The sequence below is a fragment of the Cupriavidus sp. C1SS-2L genome, from assembly GCF_057073735.1.
This window is the reverse complement of record NZ_CP172708.1, coordinates 1,030,353-1,056,218: the sequence shown is the minus strand read 5'-3', so window position 1 is coordinate 1,056,218 and position 25,866 is coordinate 1,030,353. Positions and strand designations below refer to the sequence as shown.

General features: G+C 62.7%; 25 protein-coding genes and 1 tRNA gene. 1 reads left to right on the top strand and 25 read right to left on the bottom strand.

The genetic code is table 11. From position 1 onward, the window contains the following. Positions 1-4: 4 nt before the first annotated feature. The 25 genes from ACIGJG_RS04890 to ACIGJG_RS04770 all read right to left on the bottom strand — a co-directional run bounded on the left by ACIGJG_RS04890 (position 5) and on the right by ACIGJG_RS04770 (position 25,064). Positions 5-1,207 (bottom strand): acyl-CoA dehydrogenase family protein, encoded by a 1,203-nt coding sequence (locus ACIGJG_RS04890; RefSeq protein WP_011297161.1) that lies wholly within the window; start codon positions 1,205-1,207, stop codon positions 5-7. An 86-nt stretch (positions 1,208-1,293) separates the two neighbouring features. Beyond that, a complete protein-coding gene (locus ACIGJG_RS04885; protein ID WP_483672833.1) occupies positions 1,294-1,752 on the bottom strand; it encodes a DUF1178 family protein in 459 nt (152 codons plus the stop codon). Between the two features lie 155 nt (positions 1,753-1,907). Continuing rightward, the gene (locus ACIGJG_RS04880) at positions 1,908-2,522 is read right to left on the bottom strand and encodes an NUDIX domain-containing protein (protein ID WP_483672832.1); all 615 of its coding nucleotides are present in this window, start codon (positions 2,520-2,522) and stop codon (positions 1,908-1,910) included. 45 nt (positions 2,523-2,567) lie between these two features. Then, positions 2,568-2,876: a DUF2818 family protein gene (locus ACIGJG_RS04875; RefSeq protein WP_011297158.1), complete on the bottom strand. Its 309-nt coding sequence runs from the start codon at positions 2,874-2,876 to the stop codon at positions 2,568-2,570. 19 nt (positions 2,877-2,895) lie between these two features. Further along, positions 2,896-4,371, bottom strand: a complete 1,476-nt coding sequence (nuoN, locus tag ACIGJG_RS04870; protein ID WP_011297157.1) for an NADH-quinone oxidoreductase subunit NuoN — start codon at positions 4,369-4,371, stop codon at positions 2,896-2,898. A gap of 18 nt (positions 4,372-4,389) precedes the next feature. Next, entirely contained in the window at positions 4,390-5,856 is a 1,467-nt protein-coding gene (locus ACIGJG_RS04865; protein ID WP_011297156.1) for an NADH-quinone oxidoreductase subunit M, read from the bottom strand. Positions 5,857-5,883: 27 nt separating this feature from the next. Then, positions 5,884-7,971 (bottom strand): NADH-quinone oxidoreductase subunit L, encoded by a 2,088-nt coding sequence (gene nuoL, locus ACIGJG_RS04860; protein WP_011297155.1) that lies wholly within the window; start codon positions 7,969-7,971, stop codon positions 5,884-5,886. Between the two features lie 61 nt (positions 7,972-8,032). Beyond that, positions 8,033-8,338 (bottom strand): NADH-quinone oxidoreductase subunit NuoK, encoded by a 306-nt coding sequence (gene nuoK / locus ACIGJG_RS04855; RefSeq protein ID WP_011297154.1) that lies wholly within the window; start codon positions 8,336-8,338, stop codon positions 8,033-8,035. A gap of 17 nt (positions 8,339-8,355) precedes the next feature. Then, on the bottom strand, positions 8,356-9,000 hold the full coding sequence (locus tag ACIGJG_RS04850; protein ID WP_041679521.1) for an NADH-quinone oxidoreductase subunit J: 645 nt from the start codon (positions 8,998-9,000) through the stop codon (positions 8,356-8,358). Positions 9,001-9,143: 143 nt separating this feature from the next. After that, positions 9,144-9,635, bottom strand: coding sequence for an NADH-quinone oxidoreductase subunit NuoI (gene nuoI / locus ACIGJG_RS04845; protein WP_011297152.1), 492 nt, complete (start codon positions 9,633-9,635; stop codon positions 9,144-9,146). Between the two features lie 71 nt (positions 9,636-9,706). Next, on the bottom strand, positions 9,707-10,771 hold the full coding sequence (gene nuoH / locus ACIGJG_RS04840) for an NADH-quinone oxidoreductase subunit NuoH (protein WP_011297151.1): 1,065 nt from the start codon (positions 10,769-10,771) through the stop codon (positions 9,707-9,709). 27 nt (positions 10,772-10,798) lie between these two features. Further along, positions 10,799-13,174: an NADH-quinone oxidoreductase subunit NuoG gene (gene nuoG, locus ACIGJG_RS04835; RefSeq protein ID WP_011297150.1), complete on the bottom strand. Its 2,376-nt coding sequence runs from the start codon at positions 13,172-13,174 to the stop codon at positions 10,799-10,801. A 12-nt stretch (positions 13,175-13,186) separates the two neighbouring features. Further along, entirely contained in the window at positions 13,187-14,482 is a 1,296-nt protein-coding gene (gene nuoF / locus ACIGJG_RS04830; protein ID WP_011297149.1) for an NADH-quinone oxidoreductase subunit NuoF, read from the bottom strand. 1 nt (position 14,483) lies between these two features. Continuing rightward, entirely contained in the window at positions 14,484-14,984 is a 501-nt protein-coding gene (gene nuoE, locus ACIGJG_RS04825) for an NADH-quinone oxidoreductase subunit NuoE (RefSeq protein ID WP_041679856.1), read from the bottom strand. Positions 14,985-15,172: 188 nt separating this feature from the next. After that, on the bottom strand, positions 15,173-16,426 hold the full coding sequence (locus ACIGJG_RS04820) for an NADH-quinone oxidoreductase subunit D (RefSeq protein WP_011297147.1): 1,254 nt from the start codon (positions 16,424-16,426) through the stop codon (positions 15,173-15,175). Positions 16,427-16,435: 9 nt separating this feature from the next. Beyond that, entirely contained in the window at positions 16,436-17,035 is a 600-nt protein-coding gene (locus ACIGJG_RS04815; protein ID WP_011297146.1) for an NADH-quinone oxidoreductase subunit C, read from the bottom strand. A gap of 1 nt (position 17,036) precedes the next feature. Continuing rightward, positions 17,037-17,519, bottom strand: coding sequence for a NuoB/complex I 20 kDa subunit family protein (locus ACIGJG_RS04810; protein WP_011297145.1), 483 nt, complete (start codon positions 17,517-17,519; stop codon positions 17,037-17,039). 6 nt (positions 17,520-17,525) lie between these two features. Then, a complete protein-coding gene (locus tag ACIGJG_RS04805) occupies positions 17,526-17,885 on the bottom strand; it encodes an NADH-quinone oxidoreductase subunit A (RefSeq protein WP_011297144.1) in 360 nt (119 codons plus the stop codon). Between the two features lie 166 nt (positions 17,886-18,051). After that, positions 18,052-18,136 (bottom strand) — tRNA-Leu (locus ACIGJG_RS04800). Between the two features lie 187 nt (positions 18,137-18,323). Further along, on the bottom strand, positions 18,324-18,689 hold the full coding sequence (gene secG, locus ACIGJG_RS04795) for a preprotein translocase subunit SecG (RefSeq protein WP_220631430.1): 366 nt from the start codon (positions 18,687-18,689) through the stop codon (positions 18,324-18,326). Between the two features lie 52 nt (positions 18,690-18,741). Beyond that, positions 18,742-19,446 carry a triose-phosphate isomerase gene (tpiA, locus tag ACIGJG_RS04790; RefSeq protein WP_049796403.1) on the bottom strand — a complete coding sequence of 235 codons (705 nt, stop codon included), beginning with the start codon at positions 19,444-19,446 and terminating at the stop codon, positions 18,742-18,744. 130 nt (positions 19,447-19,576) lie between these two features. Continuing rightward, complete coding sequence (locus ACIGJG_RS04785; protein ID WP_140952714.1) at positions 19,577-20,581, bottom strand: NAD(P)H-quinone oxidoreductase; 1,005 nt, start codon at positions 20,579-20,581, stop codon at positions 19,577-19,579. Between the two features lie 162 nt (positions 20,582-20,743). Further along, complete coding sequence (gene pnp, locus ACIGJG_RS04780) at positions 20,744-22,942, bottom strand: polyribonucleotide nucleotidyltransferase (RefSeq protein ID WP_483672829.1); 2,199 nt, start codon at positions 22,940-22,942, stop codon at positions 20,744-20,746. A gap of 428 nt (positions 22,943-23,370) precedes the next feature. Beyond that, a complete protein-coding gene (rpsO, locus tag ACIGJG_RS04775) occupies positions 23,371-23,640 on the bottom strand; it encodes a 30S ribosomal protein S15 (RefSeq protein ID WP_011297139.1) in 270 nt (89 codons plus the stop codon). 173 nt (positions 23,641-23,813) lie between these two features. Continuing rightward, positions 23,814-25,064 carry a branched-chain amino acid ABC transporter substrate-binding protein gene (locus ACIGJG_RS04770; RefSeq protein ID WP_011297138.1) on the bottom strand — a complete coding sequence of 417 codons (1,251 nt, stop codon included), beginning with the start codon at positions 25,062-25,064 and terminating at the stop codon, positions 23,814-23,816. Between the two features lie 200 nt (positions 25,065-25,264). On the opposite strand from ACIGJG_RS04770, the gene ACIGJG_RS04765 reads away from it, so the two are divergent. Beyond that, a complete protein-coding gene (locus ACIGJG_RS04765; protein WP_011297137.1) occupies positions 25,265-25,792 on the top strand; it encodes a hypothetical protein in 528 nt (175 codons plus the stop codon). Positions 25,793-25,866: the final 74 nt, after the last annotated feature.

Here is a 25,866-nt window from a genome sequence, read left to right as displayed (position 1 = left end):
CTCCTCACAGCCCCAGGATCATCTGGCTGATGATGTTGCGCTGGATTTCATTGGACCCGCCGTAGATGGAGGTCTTGCGATAGTTGAAGTAGTAGGAGGCCAGCGGAGCGGCGTCGTCATAGCCGGTCACCGCATGCTCGTGTTCGCACTCCAGGTAGGCCGGGTCGAACGGCTGCGCGTACGGGCCGACGGCTTCCACCATCAACTCGGTCAGCAATTGCTGGATCTCCGTGCCCTTGATCTTCAGCATCGACGCTTCCGGACCGGGGCCCTTGCCCGCGGCTTCGCTCGACACAACGCGCAGCACGGTGATCTCCAGGGCCATCAGTTCGATTTCCAGTGCGGCGACCTTGGCGCCGAACACCGGATCTTCGAGCAGCGGCTTGCCGTTCTTCTGCTGCTGGCGCGCCACGCGCTTGAGGAAGCCAAGCTCGCGCTTCGAATTGCCGACGCGGGCAATGCCGGTGCGCTCATGGCCGAGCAGGTACTTGGCGTAGGTCCAGCCCTTGTTCTCCTCGCCCACGCGGTTTTCCACCGGCACCTGGACGTTGTCGAAGAACACTTCATTCACTTCATGGTCTTCGTCGAGCATGATGATCGGCCGCACGGTGATGCCCGGCGTCTTCATGTCGATCAGCAGGAACGAGATGCCTTCCTGCTTCTTGGCTTCGGGGTCGGTGCGCACCAGACAGAAGATCATGTCGGCATGCTGGCCGAGCGTGGTCCAGGTCTTCTGGCCGTTGACGATGTAGTGCTTGCCATCCGACGTCAGTTCCGCACGGGTCTTGAGCGAAGCCAGGTCGGAGCCCGAGCCCGGCTCGGAGTAGCCCTGGCACCACCAGTCGGTGCAGTCCAGGATACGCGGCAGGTAGTACGACTTCTGCTGCTCGTTGCCGTACTTCATGATCACGGGCGCGACCATGGCCACGCCGAACGGCAGCACGCCGGGCGCGCCGGCGCGGGCGTTTTCCTCGTCCCAGATATGGCGCTGCGTGGCGTTCCAGCCGGTGCCGCCGTATTGCACGGGCCAGTGCGGCGTCGACCAGCCCTTGCCCGCCAGGATCTTGTGCCAGCGCACCAGGTCGTCGCGGTTGGGGCGGCGGTGGTTGAGCACCTTGCTGCGGATGTCCGCCGGCAGATTGGCTTCCAGCCAGCTACGCACTTCCTCGCGGAAGGCGTCGTCGGACGCCGAGTAATTGAGATCCATGCCCGTCTCCAGTGATGCCGGCACGGTGCCGGCAAGTAGTTCTGCCTGCGCGTCTTGCGCCGACAACTACGGGCACAGGACGCAATTCAGTGAGCCGTCTGCTTCAAAGCATCCGGCACCACGAGCGGGAATGTCTCGATGCCCTCTTCCGCGAGCGCCTGCACTTCCTCCGCAGAAGCCGAACCGCGAATACCGCGCTCCGGCGCTTCGTCATAGTGCATACGCCTTGCCTCCTCGGCAAAGCGGTCGCCCACGTCCTCGGTCTGTGCCATCACCTTGCGCACGGCCCTCATATAGGCCGCCTGCAAGGCTTGCAGCGTAGCCGGCGCATTCGCCGCCTGCTCCGCCTTCACCGGTCCGCGCTGCGCCTGCGTCGCCCCTGACAGATTCAGGCGCGGCGCACTGGGCAGCCGGCTCACGGCGTGGTCACCGCAGACCGGGCACTGGACGAGGTCGCGTGCGATTTGCGATTGCGCATCATCCTCTGAGGCAAACCAGCCTTCGAACCGATGATCTTGCGCACAGCACAGGTCGAGCACCTTCATGATCTTTCCAGCCCGTCAAAGACAATAGTATCCGTGAATCAAAATTTTGTGAACGGTCGTGCTAATTTTTTCCCAAAGGGATTTCCCGCATTCTTATGGCGCGAAAAGCACACCGCTCAGTTGTTGGCCGGCTATCGCCGTTTTTCTTCAGTGAATCAGGACTGAAGCGGCTGCTCGCCCGGTTGCCAGACCCCCGAGATTACCTTTTCCAGCCAGAACGCGCCGATGATCGTCTTCACGTCGGTAATGCGGCCCTTGCGCACCCAGTCGAGCACCTGGCCAGCCGGGACGATGAAGGTTTCGAGGAATTCGCCGTCGTCGAGCTTGGCCTGGCCGGCGGTCAGGTCGCGCGCGAGGAACAGGTCGATGAACTCGGTCGAATAGGAAATTACCGGGTGAATCCGGGTCAGGTAGTCCCAGCGCGCAGCGCTGTAGCCGGTCTCTTCCTCCAGCTCGCGCTCGCCACAGCGCAGCGCGCCCTCTTGGGGATCGAGCTTGCCGGCGGGAAATTCGACCATGACTTCACCGACCGGATAGCGGAACTGCCGCTCCATCAGCACGGTGCCGTCATCAAACAGCGGGATCATCATGACCGCGCCGGGATGCACCACGTACTCGCGGCCCGTCTGCTTGCCGTCGGGCAGGCGGACGATGTCTTGCTTCAGCGTGAGAAATTTGCCCCGATGGACGGTGGCCGAAGCCACGCAGACTTCCTTGAGTCCATCGTCGCTCGACGGTGGAAAGTCTTTGTCCTGGGTCTTGTCCGTCATAAGCGCTCCGGGTGAATGGCACGCCCGGCGGCTTCGTGACCGGCTTCAGGCCGTGCGGTGTTTGACGAGGTACTGCCAGGTAAAGCCCGGGAAGGCGAACACCAGCATCATGCACGCCGTGATGGCGTAGAACTGCCAGCCTTGTGGAAAGGCGTTGCCGAGGCTTGCCTCTACCGCAAAGCCGGCCAGGCCGGCGGCCGCATACCAGCAGATCAGTTCCAGCAGCCGCAGCCACAGCGGCTTGCGGCTCCAGCGCAGCGGGATCACTGCGAACAGGCGCTGGTTGACGAACGGCAGGTTGGCACACACCAGTGCCAACAAGATGACAAACCAGCCGCCCGCCGGGGAACTCATGCCTTGTCGCCTCGTACGCTTACGAGGCCAGCGTTGCGCGGATGGCCTGATAGCACAGGTTCATCAGCGCAGCCGGGAAGATGCCCAGCACGATCACTGCCGCACCATTCAGGCTCAGCATCGAACGAAGGCCAGCCGTCGCTTCGAGCGGCTCTTCGCCCACCGGCGCATCGAAGTACATCAGCTTGACGACACGCAGGTAGTAGAACGCGCCGATCAGCGAGAACAGCACCGCCACCACCGCCAGCCACGTCATGCCGGACCTCACCACGGCTTCGAGCACCGCCAGCTTGGCGTAGAAGCCCACGGTCGGCGGAATGCCGGCCAGCGAGAACATCATCACCAGCATCAGGAACGCGAACCACGGGTTGCGACGCGACATGCCCTTCAGGTCTTCCAGCGTCTCGGCTTCGAAGCCCTTGGTCGTACGCAGCAGGATCAGGCCGAAGGTGCCCAGCGTCGTCAGCAGATACGTGATCGAGTAGAACATCGACGCACTGTAGGCATTCGCCGCGCCATCCGCCTTGTTGGCCACCACGCCGGACAGCATGCCCAGCAGGATGAAGCCCATGTGCGAAATGGTCGAGTAAGCCAGCATCCGCTTCAGGTTGGTCTGGACGATGGCGGTCAGGTTACCGATTGCCAGCGACACGATGGCCAGCACCACCAGCATGCTCTGCCAGTCGGCGGCCAGCGGCAGCAGGCCTTCCACCAGCACGCGCACGATCAGCGCGAACGCCGCGACCTTCGGGCCACCTGCGATCAGCAGCGTCACCGCGGTCGGCGAGCCCTGGTAGATGTCCGGAATCCACATGTGGAACGGTGCGGCGCCCAGCTTGAACGACAGGCCGGCGACGATGAACACCACGCCAAAGGCCAGCATGGTCGTGTTGACACGGCCGGACTCGACCACGCGGAACACTTCGCCGAGGTTCAGCGAACCGGTCGCGCCGTACATCATCGAGATGCCGTACAGCAGGAAGCCAGAAGCCAGCGCGCCCAGCACGAAGTACTTCATCGCCGATTCCGACGTCACGCGCGACTCGCGGCGCAGCGCCACCAGTGCGTACGACGACAGCGACAGCAGTTCCAGACCCAGGTACAGGGTCAGGAAGTTGTTGCCGGTGATCATCACGATCTGGCCACCGAGCGTGAACAGCGCGAGTTGGTAGAACTCGCCGGCATACATGTCGCGGTCGGCCAGGTAGCGCCGCGTGTAGACCAGCGTCATGAACAGACCGGCCGAGCAGAACGCCGACAGCACATTGGCCAACGGATCGATCACGACGAGGTTGGCGAACGCATAGTGCGTCTCGCCGGTCGAGGCGTTGATGCCGAACCAGACGGTCAGCACCGCCGTGAACAGCAGCGACAGCGGGTACGCGACGCTTTGCTTGCCCTTGCCGCGGGCAAGGTCGATCCAGTTGACCGCGGCAATCGCGATCGCAAGGAAAATAATCGGCGCCACAGGGGCTAGACTCGAGGACGGTTGCATAGTGTTATCTCTCCCCGCTTACAGCTTCGACTGCGCCACGTGGGACAGCAGGTTGACCACCGAAGCGTGCATCACGTCGGTGAAGGGCTTCGGGTGCAGGCCCATGTACAGCGTCATGATGGCGAGAAGGCCCAGCATCAGGAACTCGCGCTTGTTCAGGTCGACCAGCTCGCGGACGTGCTGGTGCACGATGTCGCCGAAGATCACGCGCTTGACCATCCACAGCGAGTAGGCGGCGCCGAAGATCAGTGCAGTGGCGGCAAGCAGGCCGATCCAGAAGTTGAACTCGACCGAGCCCAGGATCACCATGAACTCGCCCACGAAACCAGAGGTCGCCGGCAGGCCGCAGTTGGCCATCGCGAAGAACACCGACAGCGCGGCGAACTTCGGCATGGTGTTCACCACGCCGCCGTAGTCGGCAATCTGGCGCGAGTGCACGCGGTCGTACAGCACGCCGATGCACAGGAACATGGCGCCCGAGATGAAGCCGTGCGAGATCATCTGCACGATGCCGCCTTCGATGCCGATTTCGTTGAAGATGAAGAAACCGAGCGTTACAAAACCCATGTGCGCGATCGACGAATACGCGACCAGCTTCTTCATATCGGCCTGAACCAGCGCCACCAGGCCGATATAGATCACGGCGATCAGCGAGATGGTGATGATGAACGCCGCCAGCGAATGGCTTGCGTCAGGCGCGATCGGCAGCGAGAACCGCAGGAAACCGTAGGCACCGAGCTTCAGCATGATCGCGGCCAGCACGACGGAACCGCCGGTCGGCGCTTCCACGTGGGCATCGGGCAGCCAGGTGTGCACCGGCCACATCGGAACCTTGACGGCGAAAGCCATGAAGAAAGCGATGAACAGCGCGATCTGCTCGTTCAGCGACAGCTTGGCCTGGTGCCACTGCAGGATCTCGAAAGTACCGGTCTTGCTGTACAGGTACAGCAGCGCGACCAGCGTCAGCAGCGAGCCCAGCAGCGTGTACAGGAAGAACTTGAAGGCCGCGTACACACGGTTCGGACCGCCCCACACGCCGATGATGATGTACATCGGGATCAGCGTGGCTTCGAAGAACACGTAGAACAGCATGCCGTCCAGCGCGCAGAACACGCCGACCATCACGCCAGACAGGATCAGGAACGAAGCCATGTACTCGGCCACGCGTTCGGTGATCACTTCCCAGGCCGAAATCACGACGATCACGGTGATGAAGGCCGTCAGCACGACGAACCACATCGAGATGCCGTCAACGCCCAGGTAGTACTGGATATTGAAGCGTTCGATCCAGGACGACTTCTCCACGAACTGCATCGCCGCCGTGGATTTGTCGAAGTGGAACACCAGGGGCAGCGTAACGATGAAGCTGGCGATCGAGCCGAACAGCGACATCCACCTCACGTAGCCGGCGCTGCGGTCCGAGCCGGAGGCCAGTACCAGCAAGCCGAAGAAGATAGGCAGCCAGATTGCGAAAGACAGAACCATTTCTTTGTTTTCCTTACTCGGTGCCTATCACTTGGTGCCAATCACGCCCGTGACGGTGAGCGTCAGCAGCACCAGCATGCCGACGATCATCGCGAATGCGTAGTGGTAGATGTAACCCGATTGCAGGTAGCGGCTGGCTGCGGCGAAAGAAGCCACCACGCGCGCCGAACCATTGACGAACAGGCCGTCGATAAAGCTCTGGTCGCCACCCTTCCACAGGCCCGTACCCAGCAGGCGGGCACCACGTGCGAACACGGCCTGGTTGATGGCGTCCATGTAGTACTTGTTGTCGAGCAGCTTGTACAGGCCCGAGAAGCGGTTCTTGATCGCTTCGGGGATGTCCGGGCGCTTCATGTAGAAGAACCACGACAGCACGACACCGGCGATGGCCAGCCACAGGACCGGGGTGGTCAGCGAATGAATCGCCATCGGCACCCAGCCGTGGAAGGCTTCTTCCAGTTCCTTCATGGCGTGGTGGTTTTCGCCAACGAAGATCACGTCCTTGAATGCCACACCGTGCTTGAAGAATTCACCGAACAGCATCGGCTCGATGGCGATCGCACCGATGATCACCGACGGGATGGCCAGCAGCACCAGCGGCAGCGTCACCACCCACGGCGACTCGTGCGGCTTCTCGCCCGCAGACAGGCCATGATGGTGGTCATGCGAAACTTCCTCATCCTCGTGGTCGCCTTCGTGACCATGGTGAGCATGGTTCTGGCCCCAGCGCTCCTTGCCGTGGAAAACCAGGAAGTACATGCGGAACGAGTAGAACGCGGTCACGAACACGCCGGCCAGCACGGCGAAGTACGCAAAGCCCGAACCGGCCAGATGCGACTCGGCCACGGCTTCGATGATCGAATCCTTCGAGTAGAAGCCCGAGAAGAACGGCGTGCCGATCAGTGCCAGCGAGCCCACCAGCGAGGTGATCCAGGTGATCGGCATGTACTTGCGCAGGCCGCCCATGTTGCGGATGTCCTGGTCGTGGTGCATGCCGATGATGACCGAACCCGCGCCAAGGAACAGCAGTGCCTTGAAGAACGCGTGGGTCATCAGGTGGAACACGGCGACCGAGTAGGCCGACGCGCCCAGCGCCACGGTCATGTAGCCGAGCTGCGACAGCGTCGAGTACGCGACCACGCGCTTGATGTCGTTCTGGATGATGCCCAGGAAGCCCATGAACAGCGCAGTAATGGCGCCGATCACCAGCACGAAGGACAGTGCGGTGTCCGACAGCTCGAACAGCGGCGACATGCGGCTGACCATGAAAATGCCGGCCGTCACCATGGTAGCGGCGTGGATCAGCGCGGAAATCGGGGTCGGGCCTTCCATCGAGTCAGGCAGCCAGACGTGCAGCGGGAATTGGGCCGACTTGCCCATGGCGCCGATGAACAGGCAGATGCAGGCCACCGTCAGCATCATCCAGTCAGTGCCCGGGAAGATCACCGTTGCCAGCTTCTCGCGGGCTGCGAACACGTCCGAGTAGTTCATGCTGCCGCTGTAGGCCAGCAGCAGGCCGATGCCGAGGATGAAGCCGAAGTCACCGACGCGGTTCACCAGGAACGCCTTCAGGTTCGCGAAGATCGCGGTCGGGCGGGTGTACCAGAAGCCGATCAGCAGGTAGGACACCAGGCCCACCGCTTCCCAGCCGAAGAACAGCTGCAGGAAGTTGTTGCTCATCACCAGCATCAGCATCGAGAAGGTGAAGAGCGAGATGTACGAGAAGAAGCGGTTGTAGCCGGGGTCCCCGTCCATGTAGCCGACGGTGTAGATATGCACCATCAGGGACACGAAGGTCACCACGACCATCATCATCGCGGTCAGCGAATCGACCAGGAAGCCGACTTCCATCTTCAGGTCGCCGATGGCCATCCACTCGTAGACGGTGCCGTTGTAGCTCGCGCCGTTCATCACGTCGAGCAGCACCATCACCGACAGCACGAAGGAAATGGCCACGCCGAGAATCGTCGCGGAGTGAGCCACAATCCGGCCGCCGCGCGACTCCGAGGAAAACAGGCCAAAGAACTTGGTGCCGAACAGGCCGGCGATGGCTGAGCCGACTAGCGGCGCCAGCGCAATCGCGAGCAGCAGGTTGGGGTTGAGCGTGGTTGCCATAGGACGCTTATTGGTGTGCGAGCGGTGAGCAGTCTGGGTTCATTGCGTGGTGCGTCATGGATCAGTACTTCAGGGTATCCATGTCATCCACGTTGATCGTGTCCAGATTGCGGAACAGCACGACCAGGATTGCCAGACCGATTGCCGACTCGGCTGCGGCCACCGTGAGGATGAAGAAAACGAAAACCTGTCCGGCCAGGTCGCCCATGTAGTGCGAGAAGGCGACGAAGTTCATGTTCACCGCAAGCAGCATGAGTTCGATCGCCATCAGCAGCACGATCACGTTCTTGCGGTTCAGGAAAATACCGACGATGCTGATCGCGAACAGGATCGCACCGAGCACGAGGAAATGGGCGAGAGAGAGCACAGCGTTTCTCCGTGGCTTTAGTTCTTGTTGGCAGTCGCCGCGGCGTCGGCCTGGGCAGTCTGGCTTTCAGCAGGCATGGCAACCAGGCGTACGCGGTCGTCGCGGCGAGTACGCAGCTGCGACGGAATATCCTGGCCCTTGACATCCTTGCGGCGGCGCAGGGTCAAAGCAACGGCCGCGATGATAGCCACCAGCAGGATGATGCCGGCCACTTCGAACGCATAGATATAGTCGTTGTAGATCAGCTTGCCGAGCGCGGCGGTGTTCGAGTAGCCCGGATCCTGCGAACCGGCGGGCAGCACCGGCGCAGTCGTGCCGATGAAGTTGCGCACCAGCACGATGGCCATTTCGGCAATGATCAGCGCACCGACCACAGACGCGAGCGGCACGTACGTCCAGAAATCCCTGCGCAGATGTTCGATGTCGATATCGATCATCATGACTACGAACAGGAACAGCACCATCACGGCGCCGACATACACCAGCACCAGCAGGATGGCGAGGAATTCTGCCTTGAGCAGCAACCAGATCGCCGCGGCCGTGAAGAACGACAGTACGAGGAACAGTGCGGAGTGCACCGGGTTCTTCGCGGTGATGACTTTTAGTGCGGAGAGCACCAGCACCAGCGCAAAGACGTAGAAGATGGTGGTCGTGAGTTCCATGGTCCTTGTCGGATCCTCTCTTGGCCTTCGGCACAAACCTCCCCTACCGGGTGGCCCGCGCCTGCGGCATCCTTCCATTGGCCCCTTGCGGGACCCGATTCAAATTCGCTTGGCAGCGCCGGCCGGGCCGGCGCCAACAGATATCAGCGGTACTTGGCGTCCGCAGCCTTCGCAGCGGCAATCTGCGGCTCGTAGCGGTCGCCCACTGCCAGCAGCATGTCCTTCGTGAAGTACAGGTCGCCCCGCTTCTCGCCGTGGTATTCCAGGATCGGCGTTTCGACGACGGCGTCGACCGGGCAGGCCTCTTCGCAGAAGCCGCAGAAAATGCACTTGGTCAGGTCGATGTCGTAGCGCGTGGTGCGGCGGGTGCCGTCGGCACGCACGTCAGACTCGATAGTGATGGCCAGCGCCGGGCACACGGCTTCGCACAGCTTGCAGGCGATGCAGCGCTCTTCCCCGTTCGGGTAGCGGCGCAGCGCGTGCAGGCCGCGGAAACGCGGCGAGATCGGCGTTTTCTCTTCCGGGAACTGGACCGTGACCTTGCGCGCGAAGAGATAGCGGCCGGTCAGAGCCATACCCTTGAAGAGTTCCTTCAGGAGCAGGCTGTTGAAGAAGTCCTTGATGGCGAGCAGCATGACGATTGCTTCCTAGTATTTCCGGAGGGGCGCACCGTATCGTTGCGGCGTGCGCGCCCTCGCCTGGCCGTTCAGTGCCAGATGTTCCAAGGCGACTTGATCCAGATCGCCACGATGATCAGCCAGCCCACGGTCAGCGGAATGAACACCTTCCAGCCCAGGCGCATGATCTGGTCATAGCGGTAGCGCGGGAACGAGGCACGAATCCAGATGAAAACCGACAGCAGCAGGAATACCTTGATCAGCAGCCAGAAGAAGCCGGGGATCGCATTGGTCACGAAGCTCGAGAACGGAGGCGCCCAGCCGCCGAGGAACAGCAGCGCCGTGATCGTCGAGATGATGATCATGTTGATGTACTCAGCCAGGAAGAACAGCGCGAACGCCATGCCCGAGTATTCGATCATGTGACCTGCCACGATTTCCGATTCGCCTTCCACCACGTCGAACGGGTGGCGGTTGGTTTCGGCCACGCCCGAGATGAAGTACACGCCGAACATCGGCAGCAGCGGAATCCAGTTCCACGACAGCACGTTGATGCCCATGTTCGCGAAGTAGCCGGTGTTCTGGCTGTTCACGATCGCCGACAGGTTCAGGCTGCCCGACACCATCAGCACCGTCACCAGCGCGAAGCCCATGGCGATTTCATACGACACCATCTGCGCGGCAGCGCGCATGCCGCCCAGGAACGCGTACTTGGAGTTCGAGGCCCAGCCGGCCAGGATCACGCCGTACACGCCGACCGAGCTGATCGCCATCACGTACAGCAGACCGGCATTCACGTCGGCCATCACCACTTCCGCCTGGAACGGGATCACGGCCCAAATGGCAACCGCAGGCATCAGCACCATCAGCGGGGCAATCAGGTACATGCCCTTGCTGACGTGCGTCGGCGTCATGACTTCTTTGAGCAGCAGCTTCAGCACGTCGGCGATCGGCTGCAGCAGGCCCAGCGGGCCGACGCGGTTCGGCCCCAGACGCACGTGCATCCAGCCGATCAGCTTGCGCTCCCACAGAATCAGGTAGGCCACGCACAGCAGCAGCGGCACCACAATGAGCACGGCCCGAATCAGGATCCACAGCGGCGTCCAAGCGCCGCCGAAGATGGCGTGGCCTTGCGAGGTAATCCAGTCGATCATGTTGCGTTCTCGCTATTCTTGTATGGCTCAGGCCGCGCCGGCCGTTGCAGCGGCCTTCTGGCCGGCGGACAGGTCGACAGCCTTCTCGACCTTGACCGTGCCGAACATGGCGCCGAGGCTCATTGCCGCCGGGGTTGCAGCCGGAACGCGCACAGTGTTGGCCGGCAGCGTGTTTTCCAGCACGCCCGGCAGCACCACGCTACCCTCGCCCTGCGTCACGCGGACCGGGTCGCCCGATTGGATACCCAGACCGGCGAACAGATCGGCGGACAGCGCCACTTGCTGCGCGCGACGGGCCGCGGCGGTCAGCTGCAGCGATTCGGCACGGCGCACGATCGGATCGGCGTGGTAGATCGGCACATCTGCAATACGCTCGATGCCATTGGCAGCGGCGGCGCTCACCCGGATCGGCGCGTCGGTGGCGTTGCTCAGTTGCGGTGCAACCGGGTTGGCCAGCACTTCGGCGCGAACTGCTTCGGCGCTGTCGTAGTCGAAACCGGCCACGTCCAGCAGGTTGCCCAGCACACGCAGTACCTTCCAGGCCGGACGGGATTCGCCGAGCGCGCGCACCACGCCATTGAAGCTCTGCGGCAGGCCTTCGCAGTTGACGAAGGTACCCGCAGTTTCGGTGAACGGCGTAACCGGCAGGATCACGTCGGCATACTGCATGGCCGCTTCCGAGCGGAACGGCGACAATACGACCACGGTGCCAGCCTGGGCCAGCGCGGCCAAGGCCTTGCGCGGGTCGGCGGCGTCGAACTCAGGTTCCGTGTTGAGCAGCACGTAGGCCTTGCGCGGCGATTCCAGCATCGCCTGCGCGTTGGCACCGCCCTGCTTCGGCAGCGCACCGGCGACATAGCCACCCACGGTGTTTGCAGCCTCGGTCAGGAAGCCCAGCGTGGCGCCGGCTTCCGTAGCGATCCACTGTGCCAGCGCGTGCAGCGCAGCGAACTGCGGATGACGCACGGCCTCGTTGCCGAGGAACACGGCGCGGCGCTCGCCCGACAGCAGCGCGTCGGCGGCGGCACGGGCGGCATCGCCACCGTCAAAACCTTCGGTGCCTGCCGGTGCGGCGACGCCCTTGGCGGTCGCCACGGCACGGGCGATACCAGCCAGCGCAGCGGTCCAGCCCGACGGGGCCACGTCGATACGCGCGGCCAACGGCATCAGCAGGTCTTCACCGCCTGCACCGAGCACGGCGACGCGGGCGCCCTTCTTGCCTGCCTGGCGCAGACGCGAGGCCAGCAACGGGTGGTCTTTGCGCAGCGACGAACCGATCACCAGCACGCGTTGCAGCGTGGACACATCGGCCACCGGCATGCCAAGCCAAGGCGCGCCCTTCAGCGCTGCCGAGAAATCGGACTGGCGCAGACGGAAGTCGACGTTGTCGCTACCAATGCCGCGCATCAGCTTGCCGAGCAAGTACAGCTCTTCCAGCGTGCTGTGCGGGCTGGCCAGCGCAGCGATCTGGTCGGCGCCATGGTCGCGCTTGATGCTCGACAGGCCATTGGCCACGTATTCGAGCGCGGTCTGCCAGTCGGTTTCGATCCACTGGCCGCCCTGCTTCAGCAGCGGGCGCGTCAGACGGTCGGCACTGTTCAGGCCTTCATACGAGAAGCGGTCCTTGTCCGAGATCCAGCACTCGTTGACGTCTTCGTTCTCGAGCGGCAGCACGCGCATGACGCGCTGGTTCTTGCTCTGGACGACCAGGTTGGCACCCAGGCCGTCGTGCGGCGACACCGACTTGCGGCGTGCGAGCTCCCACGTACGGGCCGAGTAGCGGAATGGCTTGCTGGTCAACGCGCCGACCGGGCACAGGTCGATCATGTTGCCGGACAGTTCCGAGTCCACGGTCTGGCCGACGAAGGTCGTGATTTCCGAGTGCTCTCCGCGGTTCAGCATGCCCAGCTCCATCACGCCGGCCACTTCCTGGCCAAAGCGCACGCAGCGGGTGCAGTGAATGCAGCGGGTCATCTCTTCCATGGAGATCAGCGGGCCCACATTCTTGTGGAACACCACGCGCTTCTCTTCTTTGTAGCGCGACTCTGAAGCACCATAGCCCACGGCCAGATCCTGCAGCTGGCATTCGCCGCCCTGATCGCAGATCGGGCAGTCGAGCGGGTGGTTGATCAGCAGGAATTCCATCACGGACTTCTGCGCCTTGACGGCCTTCTCCGAATTGGTGAAGACCTTCATGCCCGGGGTCACCGGGGTGGCGCAAGCCGGCAGCGCCTTGGGCGCCTTTTCAACTTCAACCAGACACATGCGGCAGTTGGCCGCGATGGACAGTTTGCGGTGGTAGCAGAAGTGCGGGATGTAGGTGCCCAGCTTGCGGGCGGCTTCCATCACCAGGCTGCCTTCTGCAACCTCAACCTTCTTGCCGTCGATCTCGAGTTCAACCATGTTCTGCCACGCTTAGATGTAGGCCGGAACCATGCACTGCTTGTGTTCGACGTGATATTCGAACTCTTTCCAGTAGTGCTTGAGCATGCCGCGGACCGGCATCGCCGCGGCATCGCCGAGCGCGCAGATGGTGCGGCCCATGATGTTTTCCGCGACGTTGTTGAGCAGGTCCAGGTCTTCCTGGCGCCCCTCTCCGTGTTCAATGCGATTGACCATGCGGTACAGCCAACCGGTGCCTTCACGGCACGGCGTGCACTGGCCACACGATTCTTCAAAATAGAAATACGACAGGCGCAGCAACGAGCGCACCATGCAGCGCGTCTCGTCCATCACGATCACGGCGCCCGAGCCCAGCATCGAGCCGGCCTTGGCGATCGAGTCGTAGTCCATGTCGGACGCCATCATCATCTCGCCCGGTACGACCGGCGCGGACGAACCACCGGGAATCACGGCCTTGATGCGCTTGCCACCGCGCATGCCACCAGCCAGCTCCAGCAGCTTGGCGAACGGCGTGCCCAGCGGGATCTCGTAGTTGCCCGGACGCTCGACGTCACCGGAGATCGAGAAGATCTTGGTTCCGCCGTTGTTCGGCTTGCCCATCTTCAGGTAGTTCTCCGGGCCGATGGCCAGCAGGAACGGCACCGCGGCAAACGTCTCGGTGTTATTGATGGTGGTCGGCTTGCCGTACAGGCCGAAGCTCGCCGGGAAGGGCGGCTTGAAACGCGGCTGGCCCTTCTTGCCTTCCAGCGATTCGAGCAGCGCGGTTTCTTCGCCGCAGATGTACGCGCCATAGCCATGGTGGGCGTGCAGCTGGAAGCTGAAGCCCGAGCCCAGGATGTTGTCGCCGAGGAAACCCGCGGCGCGCGCCTCTTCGAGGGCTTCCTCGAAGATCTTGTATTCGTTCCAGATCTCGCCGTGGATATAGTTGTAGCCCACGGTGATGCCCATCGCGTAAGCGCCGATGGCCATGCCCTCGATCAGCGAGTGCGGATTGAACCGGATGATGTCGCGGTCCTTGAACGTACCGGGCTCGCCCTCATCGGTATTGCAGACGAGGTACTTCTGGCCCGGAAACGTACGCGGCATGAAGCTCCACTTCAGGCCGGTCGGGAAGCCCGCGCCCCCACGGCCACGCAGGCCCGAGGCCTTGACGTCCGCGATCACCTGCTCGGGCGGGATCTTTTCGGTCAGGATGCGCTTGAGCTGCTGGTAGCCGCCGCGCTTGACGTAGTCTTCCAGGTGCCAGTTCTTGCCGTCCAGGCCGGCCAGGATCAGCGGCTGGATGTGGCGGTCGTGCAGAGAGGTCATGTTACTTTGCCCCCTTGGCGGCAGCGTCGGCCTTCAGCTCGTCGACCAGCGCGTCGAGCTTGTCGTCGCTCATGAAGCTGCACATGCGGGTGTTGTTGACGATCATTACCGGCGCGTCGCCGCAAGCGCCCATGCACTCACCTTCTTTCAAGGTGAAGCAGCCGTCGGCAGTGGTCTCGTTGTAGTCGATGCCAAGCTTGCGCTTGAGGTACTCGCCGGCCCGCTCGCCGCCCGACAGGGCGCACGGCAGGTTGGTGCAGACGGCGAGCTTGAATCTACCCACCGGCTTGGTGTCGTACATGTTGTAGAAGGTCGCCACCTCTTCCACCCACACGGGCGGCATGTCGAGATAGCTGGCGACGAACTGCATGACTTCGGGGGAAACCCAGCCCACCTCGCCCTGCGCCACGGCAAGCGCCGCCATCACGGCCGACTGCTTCTGGTCGGCCGGATACTTCGCGATCGCGCGATCGATTTCCTTGAGAGCTTCTGCTGATAGCATGGTCATTGCAGTAAAACGGCGGAGGCAGCAAACGGGCTTGCATCCGCAGGTTTGCAGCCGTCGCTGCCTGTTCCGCCGGCGGGCCTTAGGCCCTGCCGTTCCGCCGTGGGTTTCCCCGCCGCTCCCCGATGACACACCGGTCGCGGCAAGGAAGCGCCCGGATCGTCGTCCGGGCCAGCGGTCCGTGTTTAGCGGTCGATCTCGCCGAAGACGATGTCTTGCGTGCCGATGATCGTTACCGCGTCAGCAATCATGTGTCCCTTGGCCATCTCGTCGAGGGCGGCCAGGTGGGGGAAGCCGGGTGCGCGGATCTTCAGGCGGTACGGCTTGTTCGCGCCGTCAGAGATCGCGTAGATACCGAATTCACCCTTCGGGTGCTCCACCGCTGCATACGCTTCACCTTCCGGCACGTGCATGCCTTCGGTGAACAGCTTGAAGTGGTGGATCAGTTCTTCCATGTTCGACTTCATGTCCACCCGCGACGGCGGCGCAACCTTGTGGTTGTCCGTGATCACCGGGCCCGGATTACGGCGCAGCCATTCGATGCACTGCTTGATGATGCGGTTGGACTGGCGCATCTCTTCGACACGGACCAGGTAGCGCGCGTAGCAGTCGCCGCCCACGCCCACCGGCACATCGAAGTCCATCTTGTCGTACACCTCGTACGGCTGCTTCTTGCGCAGGTCCCAGGCAATGCCCGAACCACGCAGCATCGGACCGGTGAAACCCATCTGCAGCGCGCGCTCCGGGCTGACCACGCCGATATCGACCAGACGCTGCTTCCAGATCCGGTTGTCGGTCAGCAGCGTCTCGTACTCGTCGACGTACTTCGGGAACCGGTTGGTGAAGTCCTCGATAAAGTCCAGCAGCGAGCCTGAACGGGCTTCGTTCATGACCTTGATGGCACGCTCGTTGTGAACCTTGGACGCGCGATATTGCGGCATTGTGTCAGGCAGGTCGCGATACACGCCGCCCGGACGGTAGTAGGCCGCGTGCATGCGCGCGCCCGACACCGCCTCGTACATGTCGAACATGTCCTCGCGCTCGCGGAACGCGTAGAGGAACACCGCCATCGCGCCCACGTCGAGCGCATGCGCACCGATCCACATCAGGTGGTTCAGCAGGCGAGTGATTTCGTCGAACATCACACGGATGTACTGCGCGCGGATCGGCACTTCGATGCCAAGCAGCCGCTCGATCGCCATCACATAGGCGTGTTCGTTGGACATCATCGACACGTAGTCGAGACGGTCCATGTATGGAACGTTCTGGATCCAGCTCTTCTGCTCTGCCAGCTTTTCGGTGGCACGATGCAGCAGGCCGATGTGCGGGTCGGCACGCTGGATCACTTCGCCGTCCAGCTCCAGCACGAGGCGCAGCACGCCGTGCGCGGCCGGGTGCTGCGGTCCGAAGTTCAGGGTGTAATTCTTGATGTCTGCCATGGCGCCTAATCAGTGCTGCGTGCCGCCGTAGTTTTCCTCGCGGATCACGCGCGGCGTGATTTCGCGAGGTTCGATCGTGACCGGCTGGTAGATGACCCGTTTCTGCTCGGGGTCGTAGCGCATTTCCACGTAACCCGACACCGGGAAGTCCTTGCGGAACGGGTGGCCGACAAAACCGTAGTCGGTCAGCAGGCGGCGCAGGTCCGGATGGCCTTCGAAGACGATGCCGTAGAAGTCGAACGCTTCGCGCTCGAACCAGTTCACCGAGTTCCACACGTCGATCAGCGACGGCACCACGGGGAAATCGTCATCCGGCGCAAACACACGCAGACGCAGACGCCAGTTGTGAGTCACGGACAACAGGTGCGATACCGCGGCAAAACGCAGACCATCCCAGGCGCCATCGCCGAAGTCGGAATAATCGACGCCGCAGAGGTCGATCAGCTGCTCGAAACGCAGCGACGGATCGTCGCGCAGCGTGCGGGCAACTTCGAGGTAGTCATCTGCCTTGACGATCAGCGTCAGTTCGCCGGTCGCCTCGATCAGTTTCTGCACGCGCTTGCCGAGAACTTTCTCGAGCGCGGCCTTCAGGGTCTCAAGCTTCGCCATGTCAGCCCTTGCGCGCGATGGTGTTGGTGCGCTTGATCTTGTTCTGCAGCTGGATCACGCCATAGATCAGCGCTTCAGCCGTGGGCGGGCAGCCCGGCACGTAGATGTCCACCGGCACAATGCGGTCGCAGCCACGCACCACCGAATACGAGTAGTGGTAATAGCCGCCGCCATTGGCGCAAGAGCCCATCGAGATCACCCAGCGTGGCTCGGCCATCTGGTCGTAGACCTTGCGCAGTGCGGGCGCCATCTTGTTGCAAAGCGTGCCGGCCACGATCATCACGTCCGACTGGCGCGGCGACGGGCGGAACACCACGCCGAAGCGGTCCAGGTCATAGCGCGCCGCGCCAGCATGCATCATTTCCACAGCACAGCAGGCCAGGCCGAAGGTCATCGGCCACAGCGACCCGGTGCGGGTCCAGTTGATCAGCTTGTCAGCGGTAGTCGTGACAAAGCCTTCGTTGAGAACGCCTTCGATTGCCATTTCACATCACTCCCAATCGAGCGCGCCCTTTTTCCAGATGTAGACGAAGCCCACGATGAATTCCAGCAGAAACACGCCCATGGCGATGAATCCCGGCCAGCCGATTTCACGCAGGGCAACACCCCACGGAAACAGGAAGGCGGTTTCGAGATCGAACAGGATAAAAAGGATGGCGATGAGGTAATAGCGCACGTCGAACTTCATGCGCGCATCCTCGAACGCTTCGAAGCCGCACTCGTACGGCGACAGCTTCGCAGGATCAGGCTTGTTCGGACCGAGGATCCGACCAATCGACATCAGCGCGATGCCAAGCACGACGCCGAAGATGATGAAGATGAGAACGGGGAAGTAGGCTTCGAGAGTCAAGATGCGGCCAGCCTTATCTGGAATGTTGTCAACAGCACCAGCTGAAGCGGCGTCCTGTTGCCCACCCCAGGCGCTAAGCCGAAGACCTCACGGCGCGCCGCCTTGCGGACCGCCGGAGCCCGCTGGCCGGGAGCATTGCCCGGGAGCGGACTCCGATCGAGTTGTTTGGTGCCGACGGCGAGACTCGAACTCGCACAGCTTTCGCCACTACCCCCTCAAGATAGCGTGTCTACCAATTTCACCACGTCGGCTGGGGGAGAAACAATATTGCCTGGCGCCGGGTTTTTTAGGCCCTTCAGAGCTTTTGCAGAGGTTTTTGCCTTTGCTTAAGCCCCATCGCTGGGGAATCGTTTCAAGCCTTGGATTCTAACCCGGTTTGCTGCATTGTTCAACGCACAACTGCAAAAAAAATCAGGAATCGAATTCAAGGCTGGTTGATTATTTCGGAACAGCGGGCGCTGCCGGCGACGATGCGTCAGCAGCTGCCGCAGCAGGCGCGGATGCAGCGGCCGGAGCCGGCGCAGCAGTCGGGGCCGCACCCATCACGCCCAGCGACGTGGAGGGCTTGTAGTTGCCCATCAGCGTCAGGCTGAGCGTGCAGATGAAGAAGAGCGTGGCCAGCACCGCTGTGGTACGCGACAGGAAGTTTGCCGAGCCCGTAGCGCCGAACAGGCTGCCCGAAGCCCCCGACCCGAACGCCGCACCAACATCGGCACCCTTGCCGTGTTGAATCAGCACGAGGCCGATGACGCCGAGCGCCGACAACACCTGCACCAGCACCAACAAAGTCTTGAAAATTGCCATTTGGATAAAGTTAGCGTTACTTGCCTGATCGGATGTCTGGCACGACGGGCATTCAGGCGTTGCCGATCGCGAGAAAATCTTCCGACTTCAGCGAGGCACCCCCAATCAGGCCCCCGTCGATATCGGACATGGAAAACAATTCGGCCGCATTGTCCGGCTTGACACTGCCACCGTACAAAATCGCCATACGGTCAGCCACACCGGCGTCGCGCTCGCGCACCTCTGCACGCAAGAACGCATGCACGGCCTGCGCCTGCTCGCTGCTTGCGGTCTTGCCAGTACCGATGGCCCACACCGGTTCGTAGGCCAGCACCACACGACCCAGTTGCTCCACCGACAGCGCGTCGAGAGCGGCCTGCAATTGACGACCGACCACAACTTCGGTTTCACCGGCCTCGCGCTGGGCGAGCGTTTCACCGACGCAAATCACTGGAATGATGCCGAATTCCAGCGCGCGCAGCGCTTTGGCAGCTACCACGGCATCGGATTCCCCATGGTACGTGCGGCGCTCCGAGTGTCCGACCAGCGCGTACGTGCAGCCGAACTCACCCAGCATCGACGCGGCCACCTCGCCGGTGAACGCGCCACGGGCCTCGGCGGACACATCTTGTGCGCCCCAGGCTACCTGCGAGCCATTCAGCAACGCCTGGCACTGTGCAAGATAAGGGAAAGGCGCGCAGACTGCCAACCGCGCGCGCGCAGGTGCAGCCTTGATACCTTCCAGCAGCGCAGCGTTGGCTGCCAGGCTGCCGTGCATCTTCCAGTTGCCGATGACGAGCTTTTGTCTCACGAGGTCCCCTCCCAAATCAAACCCGTTATTGTAGCTTGCGGCGGGGGACCGGCGCTACCGCGGCCGGATTGGCCGCGGTAGCAACTTTTTCGTGCAATTACCAGGTCAGCACGATCTTGCCGATGTGTTCGCTCGATTCCATCAGACGATGCGCTTCGGCGGCCTGCGCCGCCGGGAAAACCTTGTGGATCACGGGCTTGATCTTGCCGGCTTCGAGCAGCGGCCACACCTGCTGGTGCAGTGCCTGCGCAATCTGCCCCTTGAACGACGCGGAGCGCGGACGCAGCGTCGAACCGGTGACGGTGATACGGCGGCGCAGAATGTCGCCGAGCGGAATTTCCGCCTTGGCGCCGCCAAGCAGCGCGATGATGACGATACGGCCATCATCGGCAATGCACTTCAGCTCGCGCGCGAGATAGGAGCCAGCCACCATATCGAGGATCACGTCGACGCCCTTGCCCTCGGTCAGCGACGCGACTTCGGCAACGAAATCCTGAGTCTTGTAGTTGATCGCGCGATCGGCGCCGAGGTCCTCGCAAGCCTTGCACTTCTCGTCCGTACCAGCCGTGACGAACACCTTGTAGCCGAGCGCCTTGGCAATCTGGATCGCGGTCGTGCCGATGCCGCTCGAACCGCCCTGGATCAGCAGCGTCTCGTCCTTGCCGCGCGGGCCCTGGCCCAGATAGCCGCGATCGAACACATTGCTCCATACGGTGAAGAACGTCTCGGGCAGCGCAGCGGCTTCAATATCACTCAGGCCCTTTGGGGCCGGCAGGCATTGCGCCACCGGGGCGATGCAGAGTTGCGCATAGCCACCGCCCTGCACGAGTGCGCACACGCGATCGCCTACCTTCAGGCCGAAGCGGTTGTCGGCATGGGACAGGTCACCACCGACAACCACGCCAGCCACTTCCAGGCCCGGCAGATCCGACGCGCCTGGCGGCACCGGATAGTTGCCGGTACGCTGAAACACGTCCGGACGGTTGACGCCAGCCGCGGCCACACGGATCAGGATTTCGCCGGCACCCGGCACCGGGTCGGGACGCTGCGTCTCCTGCAGGACCTCGGGGGCACCGTATTCGCGAATCTCGATGGCTTGCATTGCTGCTCCTTGTCTTTGTCTGTGCGCGAGGCGATGACGCTGTCGCGGCGCTTCGGGAAGAGCGATTGCTCAATGGGTTGCCCGGCAGTGTAAACAAAAAAACGGCTGGACATCGCCAGCCGTTTTTTGTCCGACGCCGCCTGAGGCGGCACCGATTGCAGCTTATTGCTGCTGGTCCGACGGAGTTGCCGGAGCCGGAGCCGCAGCCGGAGCCGGAGCCGGAGCCGGAGCCGCTTCACCAGCGTTCACCGGGCTGATGCTGCCACCCTCTTCCGCCAGCGCAGCCTTCAGCGACAGGCGCAGACGGCCCTTCTCGTCAGCCTGGATCAGCTTGACGCGCAGTTGCTGGCCTTCCTTCAGCCAGTCCTTGATGTCCTTCACGCGCTCGTTGACGATCTCGGAGATATGCAGCAGACCATCCTTGCCCGGCAGGATGTTCACGATCGCGCCGAAGTCCAGGAGCTTCAGCACCGTGCCGTTGTAGATCTTGCCCACTTCGGCTTCGGCGGTAATGCCCTCGATACGGCGCTTGGCTTCTGCCATGCCATCGGTCGAGGTCGACGCGATGGTGATCGTGCCGTCTTCCTGGATGTCGATGGTCGTGCCGGTTTCCTTGGTCAGCGCCTGGATGGTCGAGCCACCCTTGCCGATCACTTCGCGGATCTTGTCCGGATGGATCTTCATGGTGATCATGCGCGGTGCGTGCGCCGACAGCTCGGTGCGCGCGTGGCCCATGGCACCCTGCATGGCGCCCAGGATATGCAGACGGCCTTCCTTGGCTTGCGCCAGCGCAACCTGCATGATTTCCTTGGTGATGCCCTGCACCTTGATGTCCATCTGCAGCGCGGTGATGCCGTTGTCGGTACCCGCCACCTTGAAGTCCATGTCGCCCAGGTGATCTTCATCACCGAGGATGTCGGTCAGCACGGCAAACTTGTTGCCTTCCAGGATCAGACCCATGGCCACGCCGGCCACGTGCGCCTTGACCGGAACGCCGGCGTCCATCAGCGCCAGGCAGCCGCCGCAGACCGAAGCCATCGACGACGAACCGTTCGATTCGGTGATTTCCGAAACCAGGCGGATGGTGTAGGCGAACTCGTCGTCCTTCGGCAGCACCGGAATCAGTGCGCGCTTGGCCAGGCGGCCATGGCCGATTTCGCGGCGCTTCGGGCTGCCGACGCGGCCGGTTTCGCCGGTGGCGAACGGAGGCATGTTGTAGTGGAGCATGAAGCGGTCGCGGTATTCACCGGCCAGCGCGTCGATGATCTGCTCGTCGCTCTTCGTGCCCAGCGTGGCCACGACCAGCGCCTGGGTTTCACCGCGGGTGAACAGGGCCGAGCCGTGGGCGCGCGGCAGGACCGACGAACGGATCTCGATCGGACGCACCGTGCGGGTGTCGCGGCCGTCGATGCGCGGCTCGCCGCCGAGGATCTGTCCGCGGACGATCTTCGCTTCGAGGTCGAACATGATGTTGCCGACTTCCACCTTGTCAGCGTCGACGCCGGCCTCGGCCAGGGCGGCCGTCACGTTCGCCGACACTTCCTTCAGCTTCTGGCTGCGGGCCGACTTCTGGCGCAGCTGATAGGCTTCCTGCAGCAGCGGCAGCGCGACTTCGGTGACCTTGGCGATCAGCGCTTCGTTCTTCGGCGCAGGCGCCCAGTCCCACTCGGGCTTGCCGCCTTCGCGCACGAGATCATGGATCGCGTTGATGGCGATCTGCATCTGCTCGTGGCCATACACCACGGCGCCCAGCATCACGTCTTCGGACAGCTGGTTGGCTTCCGATTCCACCATCAGCACGGCGCGCTCGGTACCAGCGACGACGAGGTCGAGGTCCGACGTGGCCATTTGCGAACGGGTCGGGTTCAGCAGGTACTGGCCGTCCTTGTAGCCGATACGTGCAGCGCCCACCGGGCCGTTGAACGGGATGCCCGACACGGCCAGCGCGGCGGACGCGCCGATCAGCGCAGGGATGTCAGCCGGGATTTCCGGATTCAGCGACACCACGTGCACGACCACCTGCACGTCGTTGTAGAAGCCTTCCGGGAACAGCGGGCGCAGCGGACGGTCGATCAGGCGCGAAGTCAGCGTCTCGTTTTCCGACGGACGGCCTTCGCGCTTGAAGAAGCCACCGGGGATCTTGCCGGCAGCGTAGGTCTTTTCGATGTAGTCGACGGTCAGCGGGAAGAAGTCCTGGCCGGGCTTCGGGCTCTTGGCGGCGACGACAGTCGCCAGCACGACGGTATCTTCCACGTCGACGATCACGGCGCCGCCGGCCTGGCGGGCGATTTCGCCGGTTTCCATGCGGACCGTATGCTGGCCCCACTGGAACTGCTTCACAACCTTGTTGAACATGGACATTTGCATTCCTTGTCTTGCGCGCACGCCGCAATCGTTGCGCGGCGTGTCTCGCCCGCGTTCTCAGCCGCGGGCTAACTGCCGGATGCGGTCGCAGTTGCAGGGAAGTGCTATGCCATTCCAGCGCGGCACTGTCGCCGATGCCGCGCTGGAATGACACAAAGCCCTGTTTCCTTGGCCGGTCCGGATACTGAAAACCATGAAAAAGAGCAACTTACTCCGTTGCAGGGCTTGCCGCAACGGGTGACCGGCGAATCAGAATTCGCGCGATCCAGTGACCTGAAAATCACCCTTCAACGTATTGCATGTCGGAGCCGAAAAATTGGCCGCCAGAAATGCAAAATGCCTGCCCCAGCAATGCTGAAGCAGGCATCGAGGCCTCACGCGAAACCGTGCAAAACCAGGAATCGCGCTGCCATGCCAGCCAATCCTTACTTGCGCAGGCCCAGCTTTTCGATCAGGGCACGGTAACGGTCAGCGTCGTTGGACTTGAGGTAGTCCAGCAGGCGACGACGACGGCTCACCATGCGCAGCAGACCGCGGCGGCTGTGGTGATCCTTCATGTTGGCCTTGAAGTGCGGGGTCAGTTCGTTGATGCGGGTGGTCAGCAGGGCGACCTGAACTTCGGGGCTGCCAGTGTCGTTGGTGCCACGGGCGAACTGCTTGATGACTTCGGACTTGTTGATATCGGCGACTGCCATGATGATTTCCTTTCACTTGCGAACGCCACAGCGCGGGATGCGCCGCTTGCGTCGTGCCATGCATTAACAGGCATCTGCCTTCATACCGGCAGACGCCGGATGACGACAGCCGCGGATTATAACGGAAAAGCGGCACCAGCGGCCAACCCCAGCGCCGATCCCGCCTACTAAGCCTATGGGCGCTGCATACGACACGTGGTCGCCAGCGTGGTCTGGGCCGCCTTGAGCTTGCGCACAGTGCGGAAGCCGTATCCCGAGCCCTCATTGTCGAAACGCACTTCGCCGCCCTGACGCTCCATCACCGACACATACAGCGGTTGCAGCACCTGATGGTCTTCGGCGCGGATCGTGGCTTCATGGAAGTCGTTGACGTAGCGCATGTTTTCCAGCGAACGGGCGACCTTCACCGCATCGGTCGAGCCGGCCTTTTCAATCGCACGCGCCAGCATCTCGATCATCATCTGCATGCGCAGGTGCACGTAGTCGTCCTTGGGTTCCGGGTAGCGCGTACGGAATTGTTCGTAGAAAGCGTCCGACGCGGCGCCGCCGACGTTCGGATGCCACTCGGCCACCGCCAGCACACGACCCACACCGGCATCGCCCATCGCGGCCGGCGCACCAAGGCCATTGCCATAGAACGTATAGAACTTCGCCTGCAGCCCGCCTTCGCGCGCGGCCTTGACCATGAGCGTGAGGTCGTTGCCCCAGTTTCCCGTCACGACGGCGTCGGCACCACTAGCCTTGATCTTGGCGATATAAGGCGCGAAGTCCTTGATCTTGCCGATCGGATGAAATTCATCGCCGACCACCTGCACGTCCGGCCGCTTGGCCGACAGCATATCGCGCGCGGAGCGCGATACCTGTTGGCCGAAGCTGTAGTCCTGGTTCATCAGGTAGACACGCCGCACCGAGTGATCCTGACGGATGACCTCGGCCAGCGCCTGCATGCGCATGTCCGCGCTGGCATCGAAGCGGAAATGCCAGAAGCTGCAGTTTTCGTTGGTCAGGCTGGGATCGACCGCCGAATAGTTCAGGAACAGCACCCGCGCATCGGGCTGGCGCGCGTTGTGCCGGTTGATCGCCGCGACCAGCGCGCTGGCCACCGCGGAACTATTGCCCTGCAGGACGAACGGAATACCCTTGTCCACGAGGCTGCGGAACTGGATCAGGCTTTCGTCGACGTTGCCCTTGCTGTCGAACGTAACCAGTTCCATCGGCCGTCGGCCCTGCGCAGTCTTCACGCCGCCGCGCGCATTGACGCGCTCGATCGCAATGCGCAGATTGCGCACAACGGCTTCGCCGGCATTGGCGAATGGCCCGGACAGCCCGTCGATCATGCCAAGCCGGATCGGCTCCTGCGCCTGGGCGCCCGCTGCTATCCACATCAGGCCGGCTGCGAGCCAACCCTTTGCCAGTTTCCACATGCCAAGTCTCCGCGAAAGCGCGCATGGTAAGGCAGCGCCGCGCGCATCGCAAATCGCTACGCGGTGTCGCACCGCGCGGAAAAAGAAGCGGTCATGCACGAACTTGCCGCAAGTTCGCGGCGAAAAGATGCGTCGAATGCACGTCGGTCGCGTGAATCGCTACACTGCAGCCACTAGCATCGACATGAACCGAGGTAGCCATGAACCGAACCCTGAAGCGCGCCGGCCGCCGCATCGCCATGGTGGCATGCGTCGCGCTGCTGTCGGCTTGCGTCACCCTGATGCCTGTAGACGAGGGCCGCAAGCTGATCGGCTCGCCACAGGCAGCGGTGGCAGCCCGCTTCGGCCCGCCGCCAGAGGTATATGCCTTGCGCGATGGCACCACACGCTGGATCTATTCGAAGCAGCCGCTCGGCCAACAGGCCTACGCGGCAGACTTCGACCGCAACGGCAACCTGACCAACTTCCGCAATATGCTCGAGACGCCCGAGCTGTACAAGGCCGAGGTCGGCAAGTGGACCAAGCGCGATGTGCAGGAACACTTCGGCATGACGCGCGAGCCGGTCCAGTACTATCCGCGCATGGAGCGCGATGTCTGGACATACCGCTTCCGCCATGAGGGCGTGTGGCCATCACTGTTCAATTTCTATTTCGATCAGGACGGCATCCTGCGCCAGACGCAAATCACGCCAGACCCGCTTAATGACCCGGACCGCCGGCGGTGGTAAGCCGGCCCAATGAAAACTGCCCGCGGACCGCGTCTGGCGGCCGGCGGGCTGGTTCGGGCGTTGAGGCCGGATAG